Here is a 21,634-nt window from a genome sequence, read left to right as displayed (position 1 = left end):
GAGTGGCTCACCTGGCGGCTCGTCGGACGGTGACGGTGCGCTGCGCGGCCTGGACGACGGGCGGGCCCTGCGGCATGGAGGCCGCCGTCAGGCACTGGGCCGCCGAGACGTCCAGCAGTACCGGGGCGCCGCCGACCGTGATGCCGGTGTCGGCCGCGGTCCAGTCGACCGACACGCAAGGGGTGGGCACCCCGTCGACGGTGTGCGGGCAGCCGGTCACGACGTACCCGTGCGCCGCGGTGGCGACGGCGGCACCGGCGACGGTGACGTCCCCGGACAGTGTGGTGGCGGCGGTGACGCGGCCGCCGTGCGGGCAGCCGATGACGGCACCCGCGTCGAGCAGAGTCCCGGACAAGATGGTTCCCCCGTTGTCTGTCGCAGTTGTCTATCGCTTCGGGAGCACGGTCAACTGACCCTCGTTGATGGTCACTTCCTCACCGCGCAGCAGGATCTCGGCGCCCGCCCCGGTCGCGATGACCACGGCTTCGGCGGTGATGCGGATGTACGCGCCGCCCTGGGCCTGCAGGAGGATCCCCTGGTCGGCACCGGGCGTGTCGTTGAGCACGAGCTTGTGGTTCTGCGGTGTCTGCACGACGACCGGCTTGTGCGGCGAGGACGCCTGGAGCTCGCGTCGGGCGTCGGGCGGCAGCTCCTCCGCGGCCCCGTACCAGCATCCGGTCCACACCGGGAAGCTCGGATCTCCCTGCTCGAACTCCACCCACACGCCGGCACCGGGCGGCGGCACCACGAACTGCCCCGCCTCGGGTCCGGTGAACGGCAGGCAGGGCAGCGCCCACGTCGACGGCTCGTTGCCGAGGACGTCGGGGACCTCGACGGTGACACGGCCGATGCGCAGCGGGTCGTCGTTGTCGACGACCCGGCCGCGGAACTTGCCGAGGTGGCGGTTGCTGGGTGCTGCCATGTGAGGCGCTCCTGGTGGGGATCGGTCCGGTGTTCGTCGTCACGGCCGTACGTAGTCGCTGCGGGCTTCAAGCCCTTCCCTGGAGAGGGTGAAGTTCTGCTGGTACGAGCCCGGACGCAGGTTGTGCGTCACGGACTTGACGTAGTAGTCGCCGTCGTACGCCCGTCCGGCGCCGCGTACGCCGACGAGCTGACGGGGCTGCAGGATGTAGCCGTGCCGGTTGACGTCGAGCGAGCCGGACCCGGAGACGACGTCGGCGGAGACGGCGGCGCGTGCGAGGAGCTCGGCCTCGGCCTGTTCTCGCTGGTGCTTGGCGGTGCCGGGGAGTGTCCTGCGCTTGAGGGCGGGCGTCGGCCGTGCGCCGAGGGCCGGCCGCAGGGGACTGATCGCCGGCTGCGGGAGCAGGGTCGACCGGCGGGTGCCGGGATCCTGCCAGCGCGCCTGCGGCTCCTCGCGGGCGGTTCCGTCGTACGCGAACGTCAGCTGGTCGACGGTGGAGTGGGCGTCCATGTTGACGTTGAGGGCGTGCTGGCGGACGCCGAGCCGGACCTCGGGTCCCCAGCGGGCGGACGACCGGCCGGCGGTGGGCCCGGGCTCCAGGTAGAAGGTGTAGCCGTTGGCGCGGGCCAGCTCGGTGACGTACTGCAGGTCGGTGCCGGTCTGGTAGTGCACGCGGAGGTTCTGGTGAGGCGGCTGGGCGATCTTCTCGCGGTAGACGTCGGGCCGGATGCCGTAGTCGGCGTAACGGCGCAGGATCGCGAGGACGCGCTCGGAGGGTGACAGGTTGGGATAGCTCGTCGTGCGCTCCTCGAGGTCGAGCAGGAGGGAGAGGTCCTCGCCGGTGACGGTGAGGGTGGAGTGGCCGGGCTGGTTGCTGGCGCCGACCTCCTGGCGGACGACCAGACCGTCGAAGAGGACGGCGGTCGTGCCCCTGACGTTGACGGTGACGACGAGACGGGTCTTGGGATCGAAGAAGCCCTCGGGGAGCAGTCGTCTGCCGATGATCCCGTTCTTGGTGAGGTCGAAGGCGAGCTGGAAGCCGCTGCGCTCCCCCGCCGTGGCCGTGATCTGGGCGGACAGCAGGGCTTCGGTGACCTCGGCGGGGACGGGGCGGGCGGTCCGCGGGCCCATGAGGAGGGTGATGTGGACGGGGCCCTGACCCACGGGGACGTCAAACACGCCGACCGCCCTGCGGGAAGCCGCCGGCGAGCGGGATGCCGATGACCCGGCCGGGCTCGTCGGTCAGCTCGTCGGGGTGGAGCACGGGGTTGGCGTCGGCGATCTGCCACCACTGGGCGGGGTCGCCGAAGTAGCGCTGGGCGAGGAGGTCGGGGCGGTCGCCGGTGGTGACGGTGTGGGGCTGGACGGCGTCGCTGCCGGCGCCGTCGGTGCCGTCGACGGCCTGGTCGAGCGGGGGCAGTAACCGGCGTTTGGTGTAACGCACTTCCGTGCCGTCGGGCTGACGGTGAATCCCGATCTCGGCGTCGTGGTAGCGGCTGGTGCGGGGGTAGGGGTGGGTGCCGGGTATGGCGTCCAGGGCGGTCTCGTACGGTTCGATGTCGGCCATGGTGTGCTTCAGCCCCTTCCTGTCATGGCGCCGGGTCCTGTGATCCCCAGGGCCCCGAGACTCCCGAGGGAGCTCGGACCGCCCCCGCGCGCAGCAGCCGCGAGCCGCTCCTTCTGCGCGAGGTGCGCCATGTAGAGGTCGGCCCCGCGGTGCCCGGCGGGCAGGTCGCTGATGGTGAGGATCCTCATGCCGATGGAGAGGGAGGCCCGGATCGGGTTGAGATCGACGTCGAAGGCGGACTCGTTGACGGACAGCTCGGTGAGCCGTACCGGCAGGACCCGTTTGCCGCCCCAGGTGAAGAGGGTCAGCGGCATCTCGATCGGAGTGATCTCGATGGCCCCCCGCTGCGACAGCCGGGTCGCGGCGCGAAGCTGCTCGGTGGTCGGCTGGACGAGCATCTCGAGGGCGGCGAGCTGAGGGTGGATGCCGTCGGGCGCGGCGATCTCGAACTGGTCGGTGGCGTCGATCTCGGCGGTGAACTTCCAGGTCTCCTGGGCGGGGCCCTTGAGCCGGAGCGCTTCGTTGCGGTCACCGCTGCCGGTGCCGCCGCTGCCCGAGTCGCTGCTGTCGCCGGCGGACTGGGGGCTGACGCTCCGTTCGAGGGTGTCCGGGTTGAACTGGAGGACGATGACGCGTTGCGGGGTGCCGGTGTCGGGGTCGAGGGTGACCATGCCGGAGCGGATGGGTTTGGGGATGTCGGGGTAGCGGGTCACTGCTCGGCCACCCCAATCCGGTCGAAGGAACGCAGCGCACTGATCGCGACACGCCTGAGGAATTCGTCGGGGTCGCTCTGGGACGCCTGTCGCAAAGAGGCACGAAATGTGGGCCACTCGGCGTACGCCATGCCCCAGAGGGCGCCTTCGCGCACTGCCCCGTCGCCGGAGAACGCACCCGCCTCGAGCCGCTCGACAAAGCGCTCGTCCGGCTCGACGGGGGCGCCGAGTCCCGCCCGGGCGAGTGTCATGCCCTGCACGGGTGGAGTGTCGGCGGTGTCGCAACCGGCGATGAGTTCGTCGAACGTGAGCACATGTGGATGCGCGGCAAAGACCGCAACACATCCCTCGACTTCCTCGGCGCCGAGCGAGCTCGCAGCCATGGCGAACGACGTCTCGATGGTGGTCTTCTCCGTGTAGGAGACGGTGAGCCCCGGCAACACCTCCCAGTTCGCGAGCAGCGGGGTGTCGCCCTCAGCCGGCCGGTTGAGCGTCTGGCGCCAACCGGCGGCGTTCGCGATGCTCTGCACCTCCGCCAGTGCATGAAGGTCCCTGAAGACGAATCGCCGGGACCGAAAACCCCCGGGTCGTTCCATCACATTCATGTCAACAAGTCTCCACTAGGCTGCCACCAGGGGAATTCACGCTGCAGGCGCTCGACGATCTTCTTCTTCAGGAGCATCTCGGTCTCAGCAGCCTTTCCTTGGGATTCCGTATCGATCGCCCCGTTCGTGTTGAACCAGCTCTGTATCAGTGCTACCTCACGGTTGGCCAGTTTCTCGGCATCCTGTAGGCGTTCGAGATTTCTGAGCGAGTTGTACGACGTCCCCTCCCTGGTGCGGAACTGCAACTTTTCTCGACTCAGCTTCTTTCGGGCCACGGTCTGAGCCTTCTTGGCTTCGTCCAGCGCCTTCTGCGCATCCGCTGCTCTCTGCCGGTCGCTCGACTTTTCGGCTTCCCTGAGATCCTTTTTACGGCTGGCCACCGCGCCGCCTGCACGCTGAACTTGCTGCTCCGCCTCCCGGATCGACCGGGTGCGCAGCTGCCAGTGGGGATTGGCTCTGAGGTCCCCTTCGTACAGCGACGGATTGGTGCCGTTCTTCCGCATGTTCTTCTGGATCAGAGCCACCTGCTTGGCAATGGCGTTATCGAGGGATCCTGGCGTCTTCATATGCTTGTGCCACAGCGTAGCCGCACCTGCGGAGCCGACCGGCAGCATGGTCTGCCGCATATACGCCCGGATGAAGGCCCTGACCTTCTCCTGCCTGCTCGTCAGACCGGGAATTGTCCGGTAGAAGTCCTGGTGCAGCACCGAGAGCACCTTGGTACCAGCATTGCGAGCAGGCTCAGTGTTGTGTGCCAGATGCCCCAGAAGAGCCATCTCGGAGTTGTCGGCCCCGAAGTCGGTGGCCCGTCCGCTCTGATACGTTCCGAGCGACTGCGCACTCTCCTCGATCAACCCATCCTCGAGAATGCGCCTGAGTGCCGCGTCGTACGTGCCGCTCTCTCGCTGAATCTTCCCGTCCTGCCGTTTCTCCACGTACAACCGTGCAGCGCTGCTCCCGAGCTTCTTCGAGGAGATCTCTCCGCCGCCGGGCCCTTGGTAGTTGACGATGTTGTGCCTGCCCGGCTCCCCCAGTTCATCTTCCATGAGCAGACCGGCAGTCAGCATGTCCGTTCCCGGTCTCACCGTGCTCGTGGTCGTCTTGGCATCGTTCTGCTCCTGTAAGACGCCCGACGCCCCGCCCTGAAGCTGCTGCGCCCGTTGCGTGTCGATGTCGCGCTCGGCCTTCCGGATGAACCGAAGGACGGGTTCCGAGTCGAAGGTCGCGCCGTTGATGACGAGGCGCTGGGGGTTGAGCGAGGCGATGTCCTGGAAGGCCGATCCGCCGCTCAGGTCGAGCCCCGTGAGCCGGTACCAGGCACGCATGGCACCCAATGCCGCGGTGTGGAGGCGCCGTCCCGTGCCCCGGTTCAGCATCTGCCGCACCTTCGGCCGGATACGGGCCACGATCTTCGTCAGCCGAGCGTCTTTCGAATCCTTGGAATCCTCGTCCTTCTTTCGCCGCTCCTTCTGCGGCTTGGACTTCGGCCTGCCCGGACCGCTCCTCTCCGGGCGAGCCTTCGACGTGTCGAGGCCCTTCCCGCCCGGCTTGGACCCGGGTCTGTCCGCACCACCCTTGTCCGGCTTCTGTATCGGCTTGCCCGGAGTGTCCTTGTCCAGCTTCGACCTGAGGCCTCCCTTGTCGTGCATGGGCTTGGCAGGAGAGTCCCTACCATCGCCCCTGGGCTTGCTCGTGTCTTGGTTCTTCGGACTGTCCGGAGTTTCGCCGTCCGCGTCCTTGGACCTCGGCGTGCCCCCGGTGGTGTCCCTGGCGACCTTGGGCTCGCCCTGGTCCCTGCCGTCCGTGCTCCTCCGGTCGTCCTGCCCCCTGCCGTCGGTGCCCTTCGGCTTGGCGCCCGGCTCGGGCTTCGGCTTGGCCGGGGGCTCCGTCTTCGGCTTCGGCTTTGCCGTGGGGGCCGGCGCCGTGTCCGGCTTCCCGTCCTTGTCCTGTGGTCGGCCGTTCTTGTCCTTGCTCGTTACGGGTGCGGGCTTCTTGGCGTCGGCCTGAGTACCGGCCTTCCCGGGCGCGCCGTCCTTGCCCTGGCCCGGCTTCAGCGTCGTTGCCGTCTGGGTCTTCGGGTCCGTGGCGGGCCTCTTCGCGGGGTCGGTGGGGGGCTTCCCGTCCCCGCCCTTGTCGCCGCCCGGCTTGTCCCCCTTGCCTCTGCCGCCCAGCTTCGCGGCGACGTCCTTGAAGCGTCGGCCGACCTTTGCGACGTACTTGCCGATGCCGCTCAGCAGCGCCTCGTACGCCAGCTCCAGCAGCGCCACGATCCCCGCCGCCACCGCCTTGGCGAAGAGGACGCCGGCACCACCCCTGCGCACCGCCTTCAGCCAGTCCAGGACCGCGCCCATCGCGCGCAGGATCTCGCCGAGGGCGCCGATGGCCGTGCGGATGGCGTCGATGACCGCCATCACCCAGCCGGCGCCCGGGATCAGCTTGGCGATGACCTTGGTGATGACGATTTCGCCGATGATCACGGGGAGTTGGGGGACGATCGCGTCCCACGTCTCCTTGACGATCTGTTCGAGGGTGATGCCGCCCTTGATCAGCTTGTCCAGGATGGCTCTCGGTACGCCGAGGATCTCCTCGATCTTGGACTGGAACCAGTCCTTGACGGCTGCCTTGACCTCGCGGAACAGGTGGTTCTTCGCGCCGTCCACCGCGGAGTTCTTGGCGCCGCCCAGCCAGCCGCCGGGGTCGGCGAGGAAGTCGACCGCGATGAGCATGAAGTCGCCGAGCGCGCTCAGGAGGCCGGCGGCGAACTGCATGACCGCCTTCACCGCGTCCACGACTGCCTTGACCGCGGCCTGGAGCGCCTTCTTCAGGGTGTCGATGATGCTGCTGAGCAGCCTGCCGATGGCGTTCAGCAGGTCCGTGACGGCCTGCTTGAGCATCTGGGCCAAGCGGTTGACGAGGGCTATCGCCGCCTTGACCAGGGAAACGATCAGGTTGCGGACGCGCTTGGCCAGGTCGATGATCGCCCGGACCATCGCCTTCGCGAACTCGATCAGGTCTCTGATGAAGGTCCTGATCGCCTCGACGATGTTCTTGCGGGCCTCGTTGATCCAGCGCTCGACCGTGTCCTTGAAGTTGCGGATGAAGCCGACGACGGCGTCGCGTGCCGCGCGGATGACCCGGACGATCGCGTTCTTGATCTCGATGACCTTCTGCTTGATCCACTCGAAGGCCTTCGTGATCCAGTTGCCGGACTCCTGGACGGCGCCGTCCTTCTTCTGCTCCGCCTCCTTCTCCGCGCGGTCGCTCTCGTCCTTGATCTTCTTGTCGCTGCTCTCCTTCTCCTTCTCGACGTCGTCGTCTGTTTCCCGTTCCTGGTCCTCGACGTCCGTACGGACCTTGTCGTGGCGGTCGGTCTTCTTGTCGCCAAGGGTCTTGAGCTCCGCGTCCTGCTCCGTGCGCCACTCCTCGCGCTGGGCGGTGACCTCGGCCATCGCCTTCTCGCGCTCGCCCGCCTGCGCGTCGGTGCCGGCCGCGATCTCGGCGTCGACCTGCTGCCTGTGCTCGGCCTGCGCGCCACGGAAGTCGCGGTCCTTGGTCTGCCGACCTTCGGAGATGCCTTTCCGGCCCTCGGTGAACGCCGCCTGGAACTGCGGTCCGCGCTCGTGCTCGGCCACTTCGGAGGCCGCCTCGGGAGGTACGGCGCCCGTCGCTCCGCCGCCCGGCGCCCCGGCGCCCTCACCGCCACCGCCCTGTCGGCCCGGCACCCGCGCCGTCAACTGCTCCTTGGGCGCGTTCGGGTAGACCTGATCCTCGCCCATCCCGCGGCCCGAGTCGTCGCGTGCCGTCGTGACGGTCTCCTGGGCCTTCGCGTCGACGTGACCGTCCTGCTCGTCGGCCTTCTGGCCGGCCGCGCCCTGCATCTCCACACCCGGCGCGTTGCCCGCCTGTGCCTGCTTGAGCGCCTCGTCCTTCGTCGGCAGGCCGGCGAACTTGGCCGCCAGTTCCTGGGCGTCCACCTCGAAACCCAGCTTCTCCGCGACCCAGCCGATGCCGAAACCCAGGGCCATCTTGAAGGTGTCCCAGCCGCTCGGCTCCTCGGCCTTCTCCGCCTCGATCTGGCCTTCGGGCTCCTTCTCCCCCGTGACCTCCGCGTCCTCCCGGTCGGGCTCCTCCGCCTGCTGCGCCGGGTCCTGCGAGTACTGCGCCGGGGCGTCCGTGCTCGGATCGCCCTCCAGGGTGCGCGGGGCGCCCGCCGGGCGTTCCATTCCGGGGGGTGCGGAAGCCAGCGTCCGGTGCTCGTCGCCGACCGTACGGTCCACCGCGCCACCCACACCGCCCATGGCCTCAAGTGCCTTGTGCGGCTTGAGTTTCGAGGCGGAGGCCAGGCCCGCTTCCGGGGAGACGCCCGAGAGGTCGGGTGCCGGGCCGGAGTCCTTCTTGCCCTTGCCGGGCGCCGGGGCGGCCGCGCCGCCACCGCCCCCTCCCGTACGAGCGGCACCGCCGGACGGTGCAGCCGATCGGGGGGCCGGTTCGGTCTCCCGGGCGTCCTTCGCACCGGGAGCCGTCTTCGGGGCGGGCGCGGCGGTGGGCTCGGAAGGGGCGGAAGCCGGCCTGGGTGCTGTCGCCGTCACCGAAGGCTCCGGGCGCGCGCTCGGTTCGGCCCCTGTCTCCTGCGCCCCACCCGTCGTTGCCGTGCCCGACGCGCCCGAGGCGCCCGCCCCCGAACCGCTCGATCCACCCGTGGTCCCTGCCGCCTCCCGTGCGGGCGCCCGGTCCTGGGTGTCCGAAGTGCCCGCGTCCGCGCCTGCCGACCCGCTGGTACCGGCCTCGGACTGCGCCGACCGCCCGCCGGTCGCCTGCTGCGACTCCTTCTCCGGCGCGGCGGAGGTCCTGTCGCCGGCGGCGGGCGTACCCTTCTCCTCCTTGGCGGCCGGTTCCCTGACGTCGCTGCCGCCCTCCGACTTCCCGTCGGCCCCGCCCGGCGCCTCCTGCACCGTGGTCTGCGCGGCGACCGGGCCCGCCTTCGGGTCGTCACCGGCCTTCGGGTCGCGGGCCGCGGAGCCCGGTACGGGCAGCGCCGCGGCGGCCCGCTCCAGTACGAGACCGCCGAGTCCTCCGTCGCCGTCCGGTCCGCCCTCGGTCTCCGGTGCCGAGGATTCCGCCTCGGCGGCGAGAGCGTCACCGGTCTCCTCCTCCGCCTCGGCCTCCGCCGCCGCGTCCTCCGCGTCCTCGGCGTCCCGCTGCGCCTGCACCTCCTCGGCCCTGGTCGGCGGCGGCGCGGGGACCGACGGCATCGGCGGAGTCGCGGAGGAGGACGGATCCAGGTCGTCGGCCGTCGGTACGCCGGACACGTCGAGGTCCCGTTGCGGAAGGAAGTCCTCGGGCTGGAGCTTGATGTCCCAGGCGCTCGGATCCCCGCCTCCGGCCTCGACCTCCGACTCGCTGCCGGAGCCGAGGAGATCTTCCTCCGTCTCCTCCTCCATGCCTTCGAGGTCCTGGCTGCGCCTGCCCTCCAACGTGCTCGCGGCACCGGGCAGCCGGGTGTCCTGGCCTGCGACGGTCGGCGAACCGGTGGGCTGCTGCCGCCCCCGCTTGTCCTCCTGCCTGACCTGCTGCCCGGACACGGCCGCCTCGGCGGCGCCCGGACGGTTCCTGGCCGCGGACTCCTCCTTGCCGGCGGCGGGCGTCTCCTGCCTCTCGGTGGCCTCCTGACCGCCTTCGTCCTCGCCCTTCTCCTTGCCGGCCGCCGGGGCTGCGGACTGCCTCTCGCCGCCGCTGCGCTGCCCGGCGTCCGTCTTGTCCGCGGAGGCCGGAGGTGACGACGAGGTCTGTTCCGTCGGGGCGGCCGGTGCCGCCGCCGACGATCCCTGATCCGGCTCCCGCGGCGCGGCCCCGCCCTGCGGAGTTGTGCCGTGCTCCGGCGTGCCGCCGTTCTGCGGGGTGCTGCCCGGCGCGCCCTCCTCGCCGGGCCGTTCCTTCTCCGGCCCGGGTGCGAGGTCCGGCCGCTTCTCCTCCGCCCGCCCTTCTTCGGCGCGCTGCCGCTCGTTCTGCCGCTCGGCCCGTATGTCGTCGGCCGTGTCCGGTTCGATCGCCGGCGCGTCCTGCGTGTCCCGCTCCAGTCCCTCGGCCGCGTGGTCGTCGTACGCCTCGGCTTCGTCCACGAGGTCGAGCACCCGGTCGTACTCCGAGCCGAGCAGCTTGTCGTCCAGCCTGACGAGGACCCCGTCGAGCAGTTCCCCGGGCAGCCGGGCCAGTTGCCTGCGGGTGCGTTTCGACAGGTCCTCGGGATCGCCGCGCAGCGACCGCAGCACGGAGTTCGCCAGCCGGTCCACGAGCGTCGCCGGATCCACGGCCTCGGCGCGCAGCCGGTCGGCGTCCACCGTCGCGTACCGCAGCCAGCCCGGTGTGGCCTGCCCCTCCTCGACCGGTAAGGCGTCCTGCCGGGCGGACTCCCGCTCCGGTCGTACGGCCTCCCGTGCCGCCGACTCCGCCTCCCGCTCGATCCCCTCCTGCGGCAGGCTCACCGCCCCCAGCTCCCGCCCCGCCCGCAGCGTGCCCAGGCCGTGCGGGTTCTGGAGCGTGTGCAGGAGTTCGTGGGCGAGCAGGCGGCGGCCCTCGGCCGTGCCGGGTACGTACGCGCCCTCGCCGAAGAAGATGTCCTGGCCGACGGCTACCGCGTCGGCGCCGAGCAGGCGGGTCAGCTGTCCGGCGTCGCGGTCCGTGTGCAGGCGTACGCGGCCGAGGTCGTGGCCTAACTGTTCCTCCAGTTCGCGGCGGGTGCCGGGGTCGAGGGGCTGGCCGGCGCCGCTGACGACGTCCTTCGGTTCGGCGGTGCGGGACCTGGCCGCCCGTTCCCTGCGTCTGCGGCGGCGTTGCTCGGCGGACCGGTCGGTACGGTCCTGCCGGGCGGTGGACCGGGAACCGCTCATCGTGTCACCTCGCCCTCGCCGCTCAGCCCCGCGTGCACCGCGCGCGCCAGTTCCTGGCCGAGGCGGCGCGCGGAGAGGCCCGCGGGGAGGGGCGGCAGGCCGGAGAGGGTGTCGACGGACAGCGGGCCGGCCGTCGACAGTGGTACGCCGTGCTCCCGGACCAGCCGGGTCAGTTCACGTTCGAACGCGGCCGTGACCCGTTCCGGGTCGGCGCGGAAGCCCTGGAGGGAGAGTTCGGCGATCTCCACCCGGACGGCGGAGGGTTCACCGGGGCCTCTGGTCACAGCCATCCCCGTACCTCCGCGGGCGTCAGGGGCCGTTCCAGCTTGCGGTACTCGGTGCGGGCCGCCGCGAGCATGTGGCGCATCCCGAGGCGGCCGCCCTCCTCGGCGGCGAGGAACGCGCCGGAGAGGGCGATGTTGCGGATCGAGCCGCCGGCCACGGTGAGCTGGGCGAGCAGGCGGGTGTCGATGTCCTCGAGCGGGGCCTGCGGGGGCAGCACGCGGCGCCAGATCTCGGCGCGTTCGTGCTCCGCGGGGAACGGGAAGTCCACGACGAAGCGGATGCGGCGGAGGAAGGCCGTGTCCAGCGCTTGTTTCATGTTCGTGGTGAGGACGGCCAGGCCCCGGTACGCCTCCATGCGCATCAGGAGGTAACTGACCTCCAGGTTGGCGTAGCGGTCGTGGCTGTCCTTGACCTCGCTGCGCTTGCCGAACAGCGCGTCGGCCTCGTCGAAGAGCAGGAGCGCGCCGCCGCGTTCGGCGGCGTCGAAGACCTGGCGGAGGTTCTTCTCGGTCTCGCCGATGTACTTGCTGACCACCTGCGAGAGGTCGATGACGAACAGGTCGAGGCCGAGTTCCTTCGCCATCACCTCGGCCGCCAGGGTCTTGCCGGTGCCGGAGCCGCCCGCGAAGAGCGCGGTGACGCCCAGGCCGTGACGGAGGGCGGCGGCGAAGCCCCACTCCCGGTGGACGGTCGGGCGCTGCCGTACGTGGGCGACGATCTCGCGCAGGACGGTCGTCTGCCGTTCGTGCAGGACCAGGTCGTCCCAGCCGGCCCGGGGTTCGACGCGGCGGCCCAGCGCGTCCATGCCGATCCGGGCCTCCTCCAGGCCGGCCCGCCAGGCGAGGTCCGCCGCGACCGGTCCGGGCTCGTCCGTCTCGTCGCGCAGGTTGCGGCGTACGGTGGCCGCCGCCGAGCGTACGACGTGCGGCGGGAGGCGGAACTGCGCCACCAGGGAGTGGAGTTCGGTGTCCGTGAGGGGGAGGCCGGCGGTCCCGAACTCTCCCGCCCACAGCTCGAACTGCTCCTCGTCGTCCAGGTGCGGCACGCTCACCCGGGTTCTGTACGTCCGGTCCGTGCGCGACGGGTCCTCGCCCGACACGGCGACCGGTACGGCGGCCCGGGCGAGGAACGCCTCCGTCGCCGCTCTCTGGTCGCGGTCCGCGTCGCCGGTCTCGACCAGCAGCGCGGCGGGCAGCAGGATCGCCTCACGCTGCCACAGCCGGGCGAACCGGTCGCGTTCCGCGGGGTCGGCCGGGACGTCCTCGGCGCTCGTCGCGTACAGCCCGAGCCCGCAGCGGGCGGCCGCCGCGGCGGCGATGTCGGCCCGGCTGCGCGCGTCGCCGCCGGTCACCTCGGTGAGGGGTGGGGTGCCGGGGTCCGCCGCCGTCGTCCAGCCCGCCGCGAGCCGGTCCGCGGCCAGGTCGTACGAGCGCGGGAGCGTGCCCGGACCGGGGGCCGGGACGCGGCGCACCTGTCCGTGCAGGCGGGCGTCCAGGTAGGGCGAGCCGAGGAGGAAGTGGAGGACGCGTTCGTCGAGGCGGAGACGGGAGGTGGTGAGGCGGGATGTGGTCGGGCGGGGTTCGCCGTCGCCGAGTTCGACGATCCGCCAGCGGCGCAGCGGGGCGACCGGGGTGAGCGCGCTCCAGTGCGGGTCGGCCAGCGCGGCCAGCGCGAGCGAGAAGGTGGGGTAGGCGCGCCCGGGGTCGCCGCAGGCCGCCGCGCAGCGGGCAGCCGTGGTGGGGTCCAGTTCGTGGGCGGCCGTGAGGAGGACGACGTCCCGTTCGAAGGGGGTGAGGTCGAAGCAGGCGACGAGGGCGTCCAGCGGGGCGGTGCCCGGGCCGGGGCTGTGTACCACTGCCTCCGCGGGCCCGGCACGGGTGGGTCCCCGGGTACCGGTCGAACGCGCGGCGTGGGCGTCGACGCGGGCCAGGACGCGCCCGAGTTCGTCGGTCAGCGTCGGCGTGCCGCCCTGTGCGCCGCCCGTCCCCTCGTCGGGCTCTCCGGGTGTTCCGTACGCTCCCATGTCCTCACCCGCCCCCGTCGGTTTCATCCCGGTCGCCGTCTCAGCTCTCCGTGCGGGACGGCACCACCCGTACCGCGTGCCGTTCCACCGGCTTCGCGGGCACCGGTGTCTCGCGGCCCTCGATGAGGACCAGGGCCGCCTGGTAGACCACCGAGAGCGCGTACGGGGTCTGGTGGAGCATCCCCCAGAGCTTCGAGGTCTCGTCGATGTCCATCACGGTCGGCGTCAGCCGCACCCGCTGTGCCGTCGCCGCCAGGTCGCTGCCCGTGAGGTGCGGGCGGTCGGCCGCCTGGTCGAGGACGTCCTGCGGCAGGACCGGCATCTCGTGCAGCGTGCGCACCACGGAGCCGATGAGCCGCTGCCCCACCAGGGTCCGTTCCTCGCCGTAGGCGCTGATCAGGTAGTGCAGGTCCAGCGCGGCCGCGGCGCGGCGCACGAGGGTGCCGTCGGACGCGCGCGTGGGGAGGTCGTCGTTGCGCCGCGCGGTGTTGGGGGTGATCTGGTAGAGGAAGACGGTGATGGTGGGGTCGGTCGGCACCTGGGCCGGCGGCCTGCCCGGTTCGACCTTGACGCCCTCGTCCAGCTCCGGCTGGAGATGCGACGCGATGTGCAGGGCGAGGGCCTCGGTGACGTGGGCGATGGCGAGTGCGTTGCTCATGGCGTCGGTTCCTCAGCCCTCTCGTCCTCGGTCCAGGTACTGCGCCAGGCTCACGGTCGCCTCCCTGCGTCCCGTGCCACCGCGCCGCGGCCGGGCGTCGGCTCCCGCGGACGCCGCCGCCGTCACCTCCAGGCGGCCGATCCGTACGTGCACCACCTGTCCGGGCGCCCGGGCCGACCGGCGGGCGGCGGCCTGCCGTACGGCGTCCCGGGCCGCCGCCGTGTCCGCCTTGCTGGGATACGGGGCGGCGGACACGGCGGCGGGGGGTACGGCGTCCGCGCCCGGGGGGAGGGGCACGGGCGCCGCGTTCCGGGTCGCGTCCACGTCCGGGCGGGTCCGGGGCGCCGGTCGCCGGGCCGGGCCGGGGACCGGTCGGGTGGTCGCGGGCACGGGTGCGGCGGGGCGCAGCAGCGGGAGCTCCGGCACGGGTGGCGGGGTGGCGCGGCCGGCCGGGTCGGCGGGCGTCCGTCCGGTGCGTACGACGGTCCGTTCCCGTTCCGTCATCGTGGAGCGGGTCCCCGGGGCCGGGCGCGGGCCGTCCCGCTCCGGTACGGCGGACGGTGCGGCCGGGGGCCGGAACGGTGTGACGTCTCCCTCCGGTCCGGCGGCCGTACGGGCGCGCACCGCCTCGATGCGTTCGAACGGACCGGCCAGGCGCGGCCGTACCCGCACCGCGTCCGGGCGCGCGGCGGCCGGGGCGGTGTGCCGGGCGAGCAGCCGGTCGAGGAAGTCGGGCTCCGCGGGGCCCGCCGCAGGGCCTCCCGGGCGGCCTTCCGGCGGTACGGACGGTGAGTCAGTCATCCGCGCACAGCTCCAGGTAGTAGCGGCGCCGCAGCGGGCTGAGCGCCAGGATCTCCGGCTCGCTCCAGCCGTAGGCGGTGGCGAGCAGATGGACGTCGAGCAGCACGTCGCGCGCCCAGGCGTCCAGTTCGGTCCACAGGTAGGAGGCGATGTCCAGTTCGGCGCGGGTGGTCCCGCCGCACTCCGGGCAGGTGACGCCCAGCGTGACGTCGGCGCCGGGGTCGGCCGCCTCGACCGCCTCGGCGATCCGGCGCTGCACCGGGGCGGGCAGGGCGTCGGCGGCCACGGGCGTGCCGTCCCGGACCGCCGAGACCAGGCACCGGGCGAGCAGCGCGGCGCGCGGGTCCGCGGTCCGGGCCGCCGCCGTCAGGTCCGCGGCACCGGGCAGCCGGAACTCGACCTCCCAGCCGCTCTCCGCCAGCCGCACGACGGACTCCCCCGGGCCGTCCGGGGACAGCGAGCTGGCGAACTCCCCGGCGTCCAGCTCGAACTCCATGTCCTCGCCGCACGCCCCGCACGCGAGGCGCACCTGCATCCGCTCGCCGAACAGGGCCCGGCGCAGCGCGAACAGGTCCGCCTCGCGCTCGCCGACCGGCAGCGCCGACAGGGCGCCCGCGTCGGTGTCCGGGCGTGCCGTGCGGTGCAGTAGCAGCGCACGGCCGTCCGGTGCCTCGGCGAGGCCCGCCTCCCAGGTGGCCAGCAGGCCGGCGGCCCCGGTCACCGCCCCGGTGTTCCCCATGTCCTCCCCTCCTCCCCGCTGCCCGCCTGCCGTGCCGGACGTCGACGGCCGCCGGTCAGGCGGGGTTGAGGAACGCCGGTTCCTGCGGTTCCGGCACCTCGTAGTCCCGCTCCCAGCCCTCGCACTCGAGCTTCAGCGACTGGATCGCCACGGCGTTGGCGTTGGCGTCCAGCTCGCCGAGCACCTGGTACTCGCTGGGCCAGGTGCGGTAGAGCTTGTGGGAGACGGCGACCTGGCCGGCCTCGTTGAGGACCTGGATCACGATGTCCTTGCGGAAGTCGGCGAGGGAGACCTCGGCGCCCAGCCCCGCGCCGACCTGCCAGACCTTGTTGGCCCAGCGGTCGAACTCGGGGTCGTGGGTGACGCCGCGCTCCAGCGTGACGCCCTCGAACTCGGAGCGGCCGGGCGACTTGCGCGGGGAGGAGGGGTCGCCGCCGTGCCGGTGCTTGACGACCTCCGTGGTCCGCTTCAGCGGACTGATCTTGCTGATGCCGGCGACCGTACGTCCGTCCCAGAGGACCAGGAACTTGAAGTTCTTGTACGGGTCGAAGCGATGGGCGTTGACGGTGAACTCAGCCATCGGTTCTCCTCAGTGCTCCTTCGGCTCTCACGGTGCTCCTTCGGCGGGCCAGAGCGCGGCCTGTCCCGACGTCTGCTGGATCCGGACGATCACGAACTCCGCCGGGCGGACCGGCGCGATGCCCACCAGCACGTTGACCACACCGTTCGCGATGTCCTCGGCGGTGGTGGTCTCGTGGTCGCACTTGACGAAGTAGGCCTCGCGCGGCGTGCTGCCCTTGAAGGCGCCCTGCCGGAAGAGGGTGTGCAGGTACGCGGAGGCGCTGAGGCGGATCTGCTGCCACAGGTTCTCGTCGTTGGGTTCGAACACCACCCACTGCAGGCCGCGGTGGAGGCTCTCCTCCACGTGCAGGGCGAGCCGCCGCACGGGGACGTGACCCCACTCGCTGTCGAGGGTGTCGGCGCCCGCCAGGGTGCGTGCGCCCCATACGAGCGGGCCCGCCAGCGGGAGGGTGCGCAGGCAGTTGACGCCGAGCGGGTTGAGCAGGCCGGTCTCGCGGTCGGTGAGGTCGACGGTGAGCGCCTGCACGCCCAGGAGCCGTGCGCCGGTGCCGGCCGGGGCCTTCCACACGCCGCGCTCGGCGTCGGTGCGGGCGATGACGCCGGCGACCGCGCCGGAGGGCGGGAAGGAGCGCAGCCGTCCGGTGAGCGGGTCGGTGAGCCTCAGGTGCGGGAAGTACAGGGCGGCGTGGTCGCCGCGTACGGCGTCGAAGGCGGCGAGTCCGGCCCGGGCCGCGTCCGCGTCGGCCCAGCGGGCGGGCGCGTCGACGAGGAGGAGGACGCGGCGTTCCGCGCACAGCCGCTGGGCGGCCGAGACGACGGTGACCATGTCGTCCACCGAGTCGTACGCGGCGAGTTCGGGCAGGGTGAGCAGGTTGACGTCGGCGACGCCGCGCAGGGCCTGGATGCCGGTCCTGCCCGCCTCGCTGCCGATGAGGTCCTGCGGTCCGGGGGCCTCGCTGTCCTCGCCGCCCTTCAGCGGGAAGACGGGCGGGTTGACGGAGGCCTCCAGGCCCAGGTCGTTGGCGCACTCGCCGAGGAAGCGCACCACGTCACGGGGGTCGGTGGACCCGGCGACCACCCGCAGGCGCCGGCCGGAGACGGTGACCTCGGCGCCCGCGTAGGCGTGCCTGCCGGGCGCGTCGGGCAGGGCGCGCAGCTTGCGCTCCAGGAGCAGCGCCAGCTCGGCGAGGGTGCGCGGGGCCTCGCCGTCGCGGTCCGGGTCGTACAGGGTGAACTCCCGCTCGACCTCGCCGATCTTGACGGTGAGGTCGACGGCCAGGTCCGGCAGGTGGTGCCCGAACGGCTTGGAGACCGTGCCGGACGGGTCGGGGCGGCCCTCGCCGACGGCCTCGACGCGGATCAGCCGGGAGCCCGCGTCGATCACGGTCGGCGCGTGACGGTCGTGGTCGGGGTCCGCGGACAGGCCCGTGAAGCTCTCCCGGACGTTGCCCCTGGCGTCGTACACCCGCAGGTCGAAGGTCTCGTCGTGGTCGTGCGAGTCGTGGTGCCCGCCGTGGTGGAGCGGGTCGTGGTCGCGCGGGCCGTGGCGGCGCGTGCCGTGGTCGACGGCGATGCGCAGGGCGTTGCCCCACCGGCCGGGCTCTCTGGCGTACACCTCGAGCACGGGGTGCTCGCTGTGGTCCTCGGTGGACGCGAGGGCCGTGCGGGCGGTCGTGCCGCTGCCCGCCTTGGCGACCCGTACGATCACGGCGGTGCCGCCGCCGTTGGTGAAGTACTGGTGGACCGCGTGGGCGACGGCGGAGCGCGGGCCGAGGCCGCCGAAGAGGCGCTCGAACTCGGTGAAGCCGGTGACGCGCACGGGTTCGTCCAGGGGTCCGCGCCGGGTGTGCCCCACGAACGCGGTCACCGAGGTGGTCACGGCGGAGACGGTGCGGGTGGTGCTGGGGAGCTCTTCGACGTAGACGCCGGGGTAGGTCGGCCGGGCGGCGCTCACGTGTGTCGGCATTCCCCCTCCTAATCCCTTGTCGGGCCGGGTGGAGGCACCAAGAGGCGGCGTGAGGAGGGTGTCCCGTCCGGTGCGGGTGGAGGTGCCCGGGCGTGCGGCGGCACGGCCGGTCCACGGCACCGCATCAGTTTCCCCCGTCAGTACCCCGGGCGGACGGCCGTCCGGGTCAAGCAGCGCGCTTGTGACTCCTGATGCTTGAGTGCGCAATCCACCTTGGACAGTGGGGAGTTGAGCGAGCAAGGCGTGTTCAGGCCAGTCCTGCGGAGGGTCCGGTGGAGGGGGACGGACACGACGCGCACACGATGTGCGCGTGTCGGGACGGGTTCTTCACGGATCCCGCCCATGTGGTGTTGCAGCAGAATGGGGGCATGTCCCGACGCACTCCCCGGTCCCGCCGGCAGCCCGCTCCGCGCCCCGCGCGCAACCCCTCGTGCCCTTGCGGTCTTGCGGAGACGTACGAGATGTGCTGTGGCCGATTCCACCGGGGTGAGGGGGCGGCACCGACGGCCGAGGCGCTGATGCGGTCGCGCTACAGCGCCTTCGTCCGGCGCGACGAGGCGTATCTGCTGCGGACGTGGCACCCGCGCACCCGGCCCGAGGAACTCGGCCTCGGCGCCGGGCCGGCGTGGACCGGTCTGGAGGTGCTGGAGACCTCCGGCGGCTCGGCGTTCCACACCACGGGGACGGTGACCTTCCGCGCCTCCTACCGTGGCGGCGCGCTGCACGAGCACAGCCGCTTCGAGCGGGTCGACGGGGTGTGGGTGTACGTGGACGGGGACGTCAGGGAGTGAGCCGCCGGCCGTCGGCGCCCGGCCCGTCGCCGGCGCTCTACCCGTCGCCGGCGCTCAGCCCGTCGCCGGCGCTCTACCCGCCGCCGGCGCTCAGCCCGTCGTCGCGTGCCGCCCGTTCGGCGGCGCGAGGATGTCCAGCTCCTCGAGCGCGCCGAGCGTGATCTCCCGGGTGAGCTCCTCGGCCCGGGACGCGTCGCCCGCGCGGACCGCCTCGGCGACCTGGACGTGCAGGGTGACGGCAGCCGGGTCGGGGTCCTCGAACATCACCTCGTGCTGGGTGCGGCCCGTGAGGACCTCCGCGACCACGTCGCCGAGGCGGGCGAACATCTCGTTGCCCGACGCGTTGAGGATCACACGGTGGAAGGCCACGTCGTGGAAGAGGTACCCCTCCAGCCGGTGACCGCGTGAGTTGGCCACCATGCCCAGGGCGCACTCGGTGAGCTCGGCGCACTGCTCCGCGGTGGCGTGCCGCGCGGCCAGTCCCGCGGCGACCGGCTCGATCGCGGAGCGCAGCACGGTGAGCGAACGCAGCTGGCGCGGCCGGTCGGCGCCGGCCAGCCGCCAGCGGATGACCTCGGGGTCGTAGACGTTCCACTCGGCGGCCGGGCGGACCGTCACGCCCACCCGGCGGCGGGACTCCACGAGCTGCATGGACTCCAGGACCCGCACCGCCTCGCGCATCACGGAGCGCGACACCTCGAAGCGCTGCGCCAGCTCGTCGGTGCGCAGCACGCTGCCCGGCGGGTACTCACCCGCGGTGATCGCCGGCCCGAGGGCGTCCAGTACGTGTCCGTGCAGCCCCCGGCCCCGTGTGCTCATGAGCTCAGCGTACGAGGAAGGCGTCGGGCAAAAAAAGTCGGACTTATAAATCACAGGGTCTTGAATTTGTCGTACCTAATGAGTTTCAGTGTCCTCGACGTCAGGTGACGTCGATGTCGACGGAGACAGCACAGCGAGGTAGTCATGCGTACCCCCCACGTCGTCGTGGTCATGGGTGTGGCAGGAACCGGCAAGACCACGATCGGCCCCCTGCTCGCGTCCCGGCTCGGTGTTCCGTACGCCGAGGGCGACGACTTCCACCCGGCGGCCAACATCGCCAAGATGTCGGCCGGAACCCCCCTGGACGACGCGGACCGCGGACCGTGGCTCGACGCCATCGGTGCCTGGGCCCGCGAGCGGGCCGGGCTCGGCGGGGTGGTGAGCTGCTCGGCCCTCAAGCGCGCCTACCGGGACCGGCTGCGGGCGGCCGCGCCGGACGTCGTCTTCGTCCACCTCAGCGGCGACCGGGCCCTCATCGAGGACCGGATGGGCAAGCGGCAGGGGCACTTCATGCCGACGGCCCTGCTCGACTCCCAGTTCGCCACGCTCCAGCCGCTCCAGGCGGACGAGCGGGGCGTGGCGGTCGACGTCTCGGGCGGCCCCGAGGACATCGCCGACCGGGCCGTCGCCGCACTCGACGAGCTGGACCGGCCCGCTTCCTAGACCCGGCGGCGGTCAACGTCTCGGGCGGCCCCGAGGACATCGCCGACCGGGCCGTCGCCGCACTCGACGAGCTCGACCGGCCCGCTTCCTAGACCCGGCGCCCGACCCGGCCCTCCCCCACCTCCCTTTCCCCGTACTTCGTACTCCGCACTCGCAAGGAACCACCGTGACCAGACTCAGCGTCGAGATGCTGGCAGCGGACGCCGCCGAACCGATCACCTCGGCGGGCCACGCTCAGCTGGGCATCGCCGTGCTGGCGGGCATCGCCGTCATCGTGCTGCTCATCACCAAGTTCAAGCTGAACGCCTTCCTGTCCCTGACGATCGGCACGCTGGCGCTCGGCGCCTTCGCCGGGGCGCCCCTCGACAAGGCGATCTCCAGCTTCACCAGCGGGCTCGGCTCCACGGTCGCCGGCGTCGGCGTCCTGATCGCCCTCGGCGCGATCCTCGGCAAGCTGCTCGCCGACTCCGGCGGCGCCGACCAGATCGTCGACACGATCCTGGCGAAGGCGGGCAACCGCTCGATGCCGTGGGCGATGGTGCTGATCGCCTCGGTGGTCGGTCTGCCGCTGTTCTTCGAGGTCGGCATCGTGCTGCTGATCCCGGTCGTGCTGATGGTCGCCAAGCGCGGCAACCACTCGCTGATGCGCATCGGCATCCCCGCGCTCGCGGGCCTGTCCGTGATGCACGCCCTGGTGCCGCCGCACCCCGGTCCGCTGGCCGCGATCGACGCGGTCGACGCCGACCTCGGTGTGACCCTCGCGCTCGGTGTGCTGATCGCCGTCCCCACGGTGATCATCGCCGGTCCGCTGTTCTCCAAGGTCGCCGCCCGCTGGGTGGACGTCCCGGTGCCCGAGCGCATGCTGCCGCGCGCCTCCGAGGAGCAGGCGGACGGGCCCGTCGCCAAGGAGGACCGGCGCCGTCCCAGCTTCGGGGCGACCCTGGCCACCGTGATGCTGCCGGTCGTGCTGATGCTGGCCAAGGCCCTGGTGGACATCGTCGTCGACAACCCGGAGAGCACCGTCCAGCGCGTCTTCGACGTCATCGGCTCCCCGATGATCGCGCTGCTGGTGGCCGTGCTCGTGGGCATGTTCACCCTCGGCGGGGCGGCCGGCTTCAGCAAGGGGCGGCTCGCCGAGACCGTCGAGAAGTCCCTCGGCCCGATCGCGGGCATCCTGCTCATCGTCGGCGCCGGCGGCGGCTTCAAGCAGACGCTGATCGACGCGGGCGTCGGCGAGATGGTGCTGGAGATCTCCAAGGACTGGTCGATCCCCGCGCTGCTGCTGGCCTGGCTGATCGCGGTGGCGATCCGGCTGGCGACCGGTTCGGCGACCGTGGCCACCATCTCGGCGGCCGGTCTCGTCGCGCCGCTCGCGGCCGACATGTCGACGACGCACGCCGCCCTGCTGGTACTGGCCATCGGCGCCGGCTCGGTCTTCTTCAGCCATGTGAACGACGCCGGGTTCTGGCTGGTCAAGGAGTACTTCGGGCTCAGCGTCGGGCAGAACCTGAAGACCTGGTCGATCATGGAGTGCGTCATCTCCGTGGTCGCGGGCGCCCTGGTCCTGCTGCTGTCGCTGGTGCTCTAGGGAACGTTCCGGTACGGGCGGGCGG

18 protein-coding genes are annotated in these 21,634 nt (G+C 72.1%); 3 read left to right on the top strand and 15 right to left on the bottom strand.

All coding sequences use genetic code 11. The annotated features are described in order from the left end of the window. Positions 1 to 7: 7 nt before the first annotated feature. The 14 genes from IEZ04_RS14520 to IEZ04_RS14455 all read right to left on the bottom strand — a co-directional run bounded on the left by IEZ04_RS14520 (position 8) and on the right by IEZ04_RS14455 (position 17,748). Positions 8 to 355: a hypothetical protein gene (locus IEZ04_RS14520; protein ID WP_189217257.1), complete on the bottom strand. Its 348-nt coding sequence runs from the start codon at positions 353 to 355 to the stop codon at positions 8 to 10. 30 nt (positions 356 to 385) lie between these two features. Beyond that, positions 386 to 922, bottom strand: a complete 537-nt coding sequence (locus tag IEZ04_RS14515; RefSeq protein WP_189217256.1) for a phage baseplate assembly protein V — start codon at positions 920 to 922, stop codon at positions 386 to 388. A gap of 39 nt (positions 923 to 961) precedes the next feature. Beyond that, the gene (locus IEZ04_RS14510) at positions 962 to 2,101 is read right to left on the bottom strand and encodes a hypothetical protein (RefSeq protein WP_189217255.1); all 1,140 of its coding nucleotides are present in this window, start codon (positions 2,099 to 2,101) and stop codon (positions 962 to 964) included. After that, a complete protein-coding gene (locus tag IEZ04_RS14505; RefSeq protein WP_189217254.1) occupies positions 2,094 to 2,489 on the bottom strand; it encodes a LysM peptidoglycan-binding domain-containing protein in 396 nt (131 codons plus the stop codon). The genes IEZ04_RS14510 and IEZ04_RS14505 overlap by 8 nt, the downstream gene beginning before the upstream one ends. Positions 2,490 to 2,497: 8 nt before the next feature. Beyond that, a complete protein-coding gene (locus IEZ04_RS14500; RefSeq protein ID WP_189217253.1) occupies positions 2,498 to 3,202 on the bottom strand; it encodes a hypothetical protein in 705 nt (234 codons plus the stop codon). Further along, positions 3,199 to 3,732 (bottom strand): hypothetical protein, encoded by a 534-nt coding sequence (locus IEZ04_RS14495; RefSeq protein WP_189217252.1) that lies wholly within the window; start codon positions 3,730 to 3,732, stop codon positions 3,199 to 3,201. The genes IEZ04_RS14500 and IEZ04_RS14495 overlap by 4 nt, the downstream gene beginning before the upstream one ends. 71 nt (positions 3,733 to 3,803) lie before the next feature. After that, positions 3,804 to 10,694: an eCIS core domain-containing protein gene (locus IEZ04_RS14490; protein WP_189217251.1), complete on the bottom strand. Its 6,891-nt coding sequence runs from the start codon at positions 10,692 to 10,694 to the stop codon at positions 3,804 to 3,806. Further along, a complete protein-coding gene (locus IEZ04_RS14485) occupies positions 10,691 to 10,984 on the bottom strand; it encodes a hypothetical protein (protein WP_189217250.1) in 294 nt (97 codons plus the stop codon). The genes IEZ04_RS14490 and IEZ04_RS14485 overlap by 4 nt, the downstream gene beginning before the upstream one ends. Then, positions 10,975 to 13,002, bottom strand: coding sequence for an ATP-binding protein (locus IEZ04_RS14480; RefSeq protein WP_189217249.1), 2,028 nt, complete (start codon positions 13,000 to 13,002; stop codon positions 10,975 to 10,977). Before IEZ04_RS14480 ends, IEZ04_RS14485 begins: the two co-directional genes overlap by 10 nt. 40 nt (positions 13,003 to 13,042) lie before the next feature. Further along, the gene (locus tag IEZ04_RS14475; RefSeq protein WP_189217248.1) at positions 13,043 to 13,660 is read right to left on the bottom strand and encodes a Pvc16 family protein; all 618 of its coding nucleotides are present in this window, start codon (positions 13,658 to 13,660) and stop codon (positions 13,043 to 13,045) included. 12 nt (positions 13,661 to 13,672) lie between these two features. Further along, a complete protein-coding gene (locus tag IEZ04_RS14470; RefSeq protein WP_189217247.1) occupies positions 13,673 to 14,461 on the bottom strand; it encodes a hypothetical protein in 789 nt (262 codons plus the stop codon). Next, positions 14,454 to 15,200, bottom strand: a complete 747-nt coding sequence (locus IEZ04_RS14465) for a T4 family baseplate hub assembly chaperone (protein WP_189217246.1) — start codon at positions 15,198 to 15,200, stop codon at positions 14,454 to 14,456. Before IEZ04_RS14465 ends, IEZ04_RS14470 begins: the two co-directional genes overlap by 8 nt. 55 nt (positions 15,201 to 15,255) lie before the next feature. Further along, positions 15,256 to 15,780, bottom strand: coding sequence for a phage tail protein (locus IEZ04_RS14460; RefSeq protein WP_189217245.1), 525 nt, complete (start codon positions 15,778 to 15,780; stop codon positions 15,256 to 15,258). Between the two features lie 27 nt (positions 15,781 to 15,807). Continuing rightward, positions 15,808 to 17,748, bottom strand: coding sequence for a phage tail sheath family protein (locus tag IEZ04_RS14455; protein WP_189217244.1), 1,941 nt, complete (start codon positions 17,746 to 17,748; stop codon positions 15,808 to 15,810). Positions 17,749 to 18,116: 368 nt separating this feature from the next. Here IEZ04_RS14455 and IEZ04_RS14450 point away from each other — a divergent pair, with 368 nt between their 5' ends. Further along, positions 18,117 to 18,539, top strand: coding sequence for a YchJ family protein (locus tag IEZ04_RS14450; RefSeq protein ID WP_189217243.1), 423 nt, complete (start codon positions 18,117 to 18,119; stop codon positions 18,537 to 18,539). A gap of 90 nt (positions 18,540 to 18,629) precedes the next feature. Here IEZ04_RS14450 and IEZ04_RS14445 read toward each other — a convergent pair whose 3' ends face one another. Next, positions 18,630 to 19,358 carry a FadR/GntR family transcriptional regulator gene (locus tag IEZ04_RS14445; protein ID WP_189217242.1) on the bottom strand — a complete coding sequence of 243 codons (729 nt, stop codon included), beginning with the start codon at positions 19,356 to 19,358 and terminating at the stop codon, positions 18,630 to 18,632. A gap of 144 nt (positions 19,359 to 19,502) precedes the next feature. On the opposite strand from IEZ04_RS14445, the gene IEZ04_RS14440 reads away from it, so the two are divergent. Beyond that, on the top strand, positions 19,503 to 20,021 hold the full coding sequence (locus IEZ04_RS14440) for a gluconokinase (RefSeq protein ID WP_189217241.1): 519 nt from the start codon (positions 19,503 to 19,505) through the stop codon (positions 20,019 to 20,021). Positions 20,022 to 20,187: 166 nt separating this feature from the next. After that, on the top strand, positions 20,188 to 21,609 hold the full coding sequence (locus tag IEZ04_RS14435) for a GntT/GntP/DsdX family permease (protein WP_189217240.1): 1,422 nt from the start codon (positions 20,188 to 20,190) through the stop codon (positions 21,607 to 21,609). Positions 21,610 to 21,634 lie beyond the last annotated feature (25 nt).

Origin of the sequence: Streptomyces ruber (assembly GCF_014648075.1) — a bacterium.
Classification (GTDB): domain Bacteria; phylum Actinomycetota; class Actinomycetes; order Streptomycetales; family Streptomycetaceae; genus Streptomyces; species Streptomyces ruber.
Note: the sequence above shows the minus strand (reverse complement) of the source record. Positions and strands in the feature narration are given on the sequence as shown.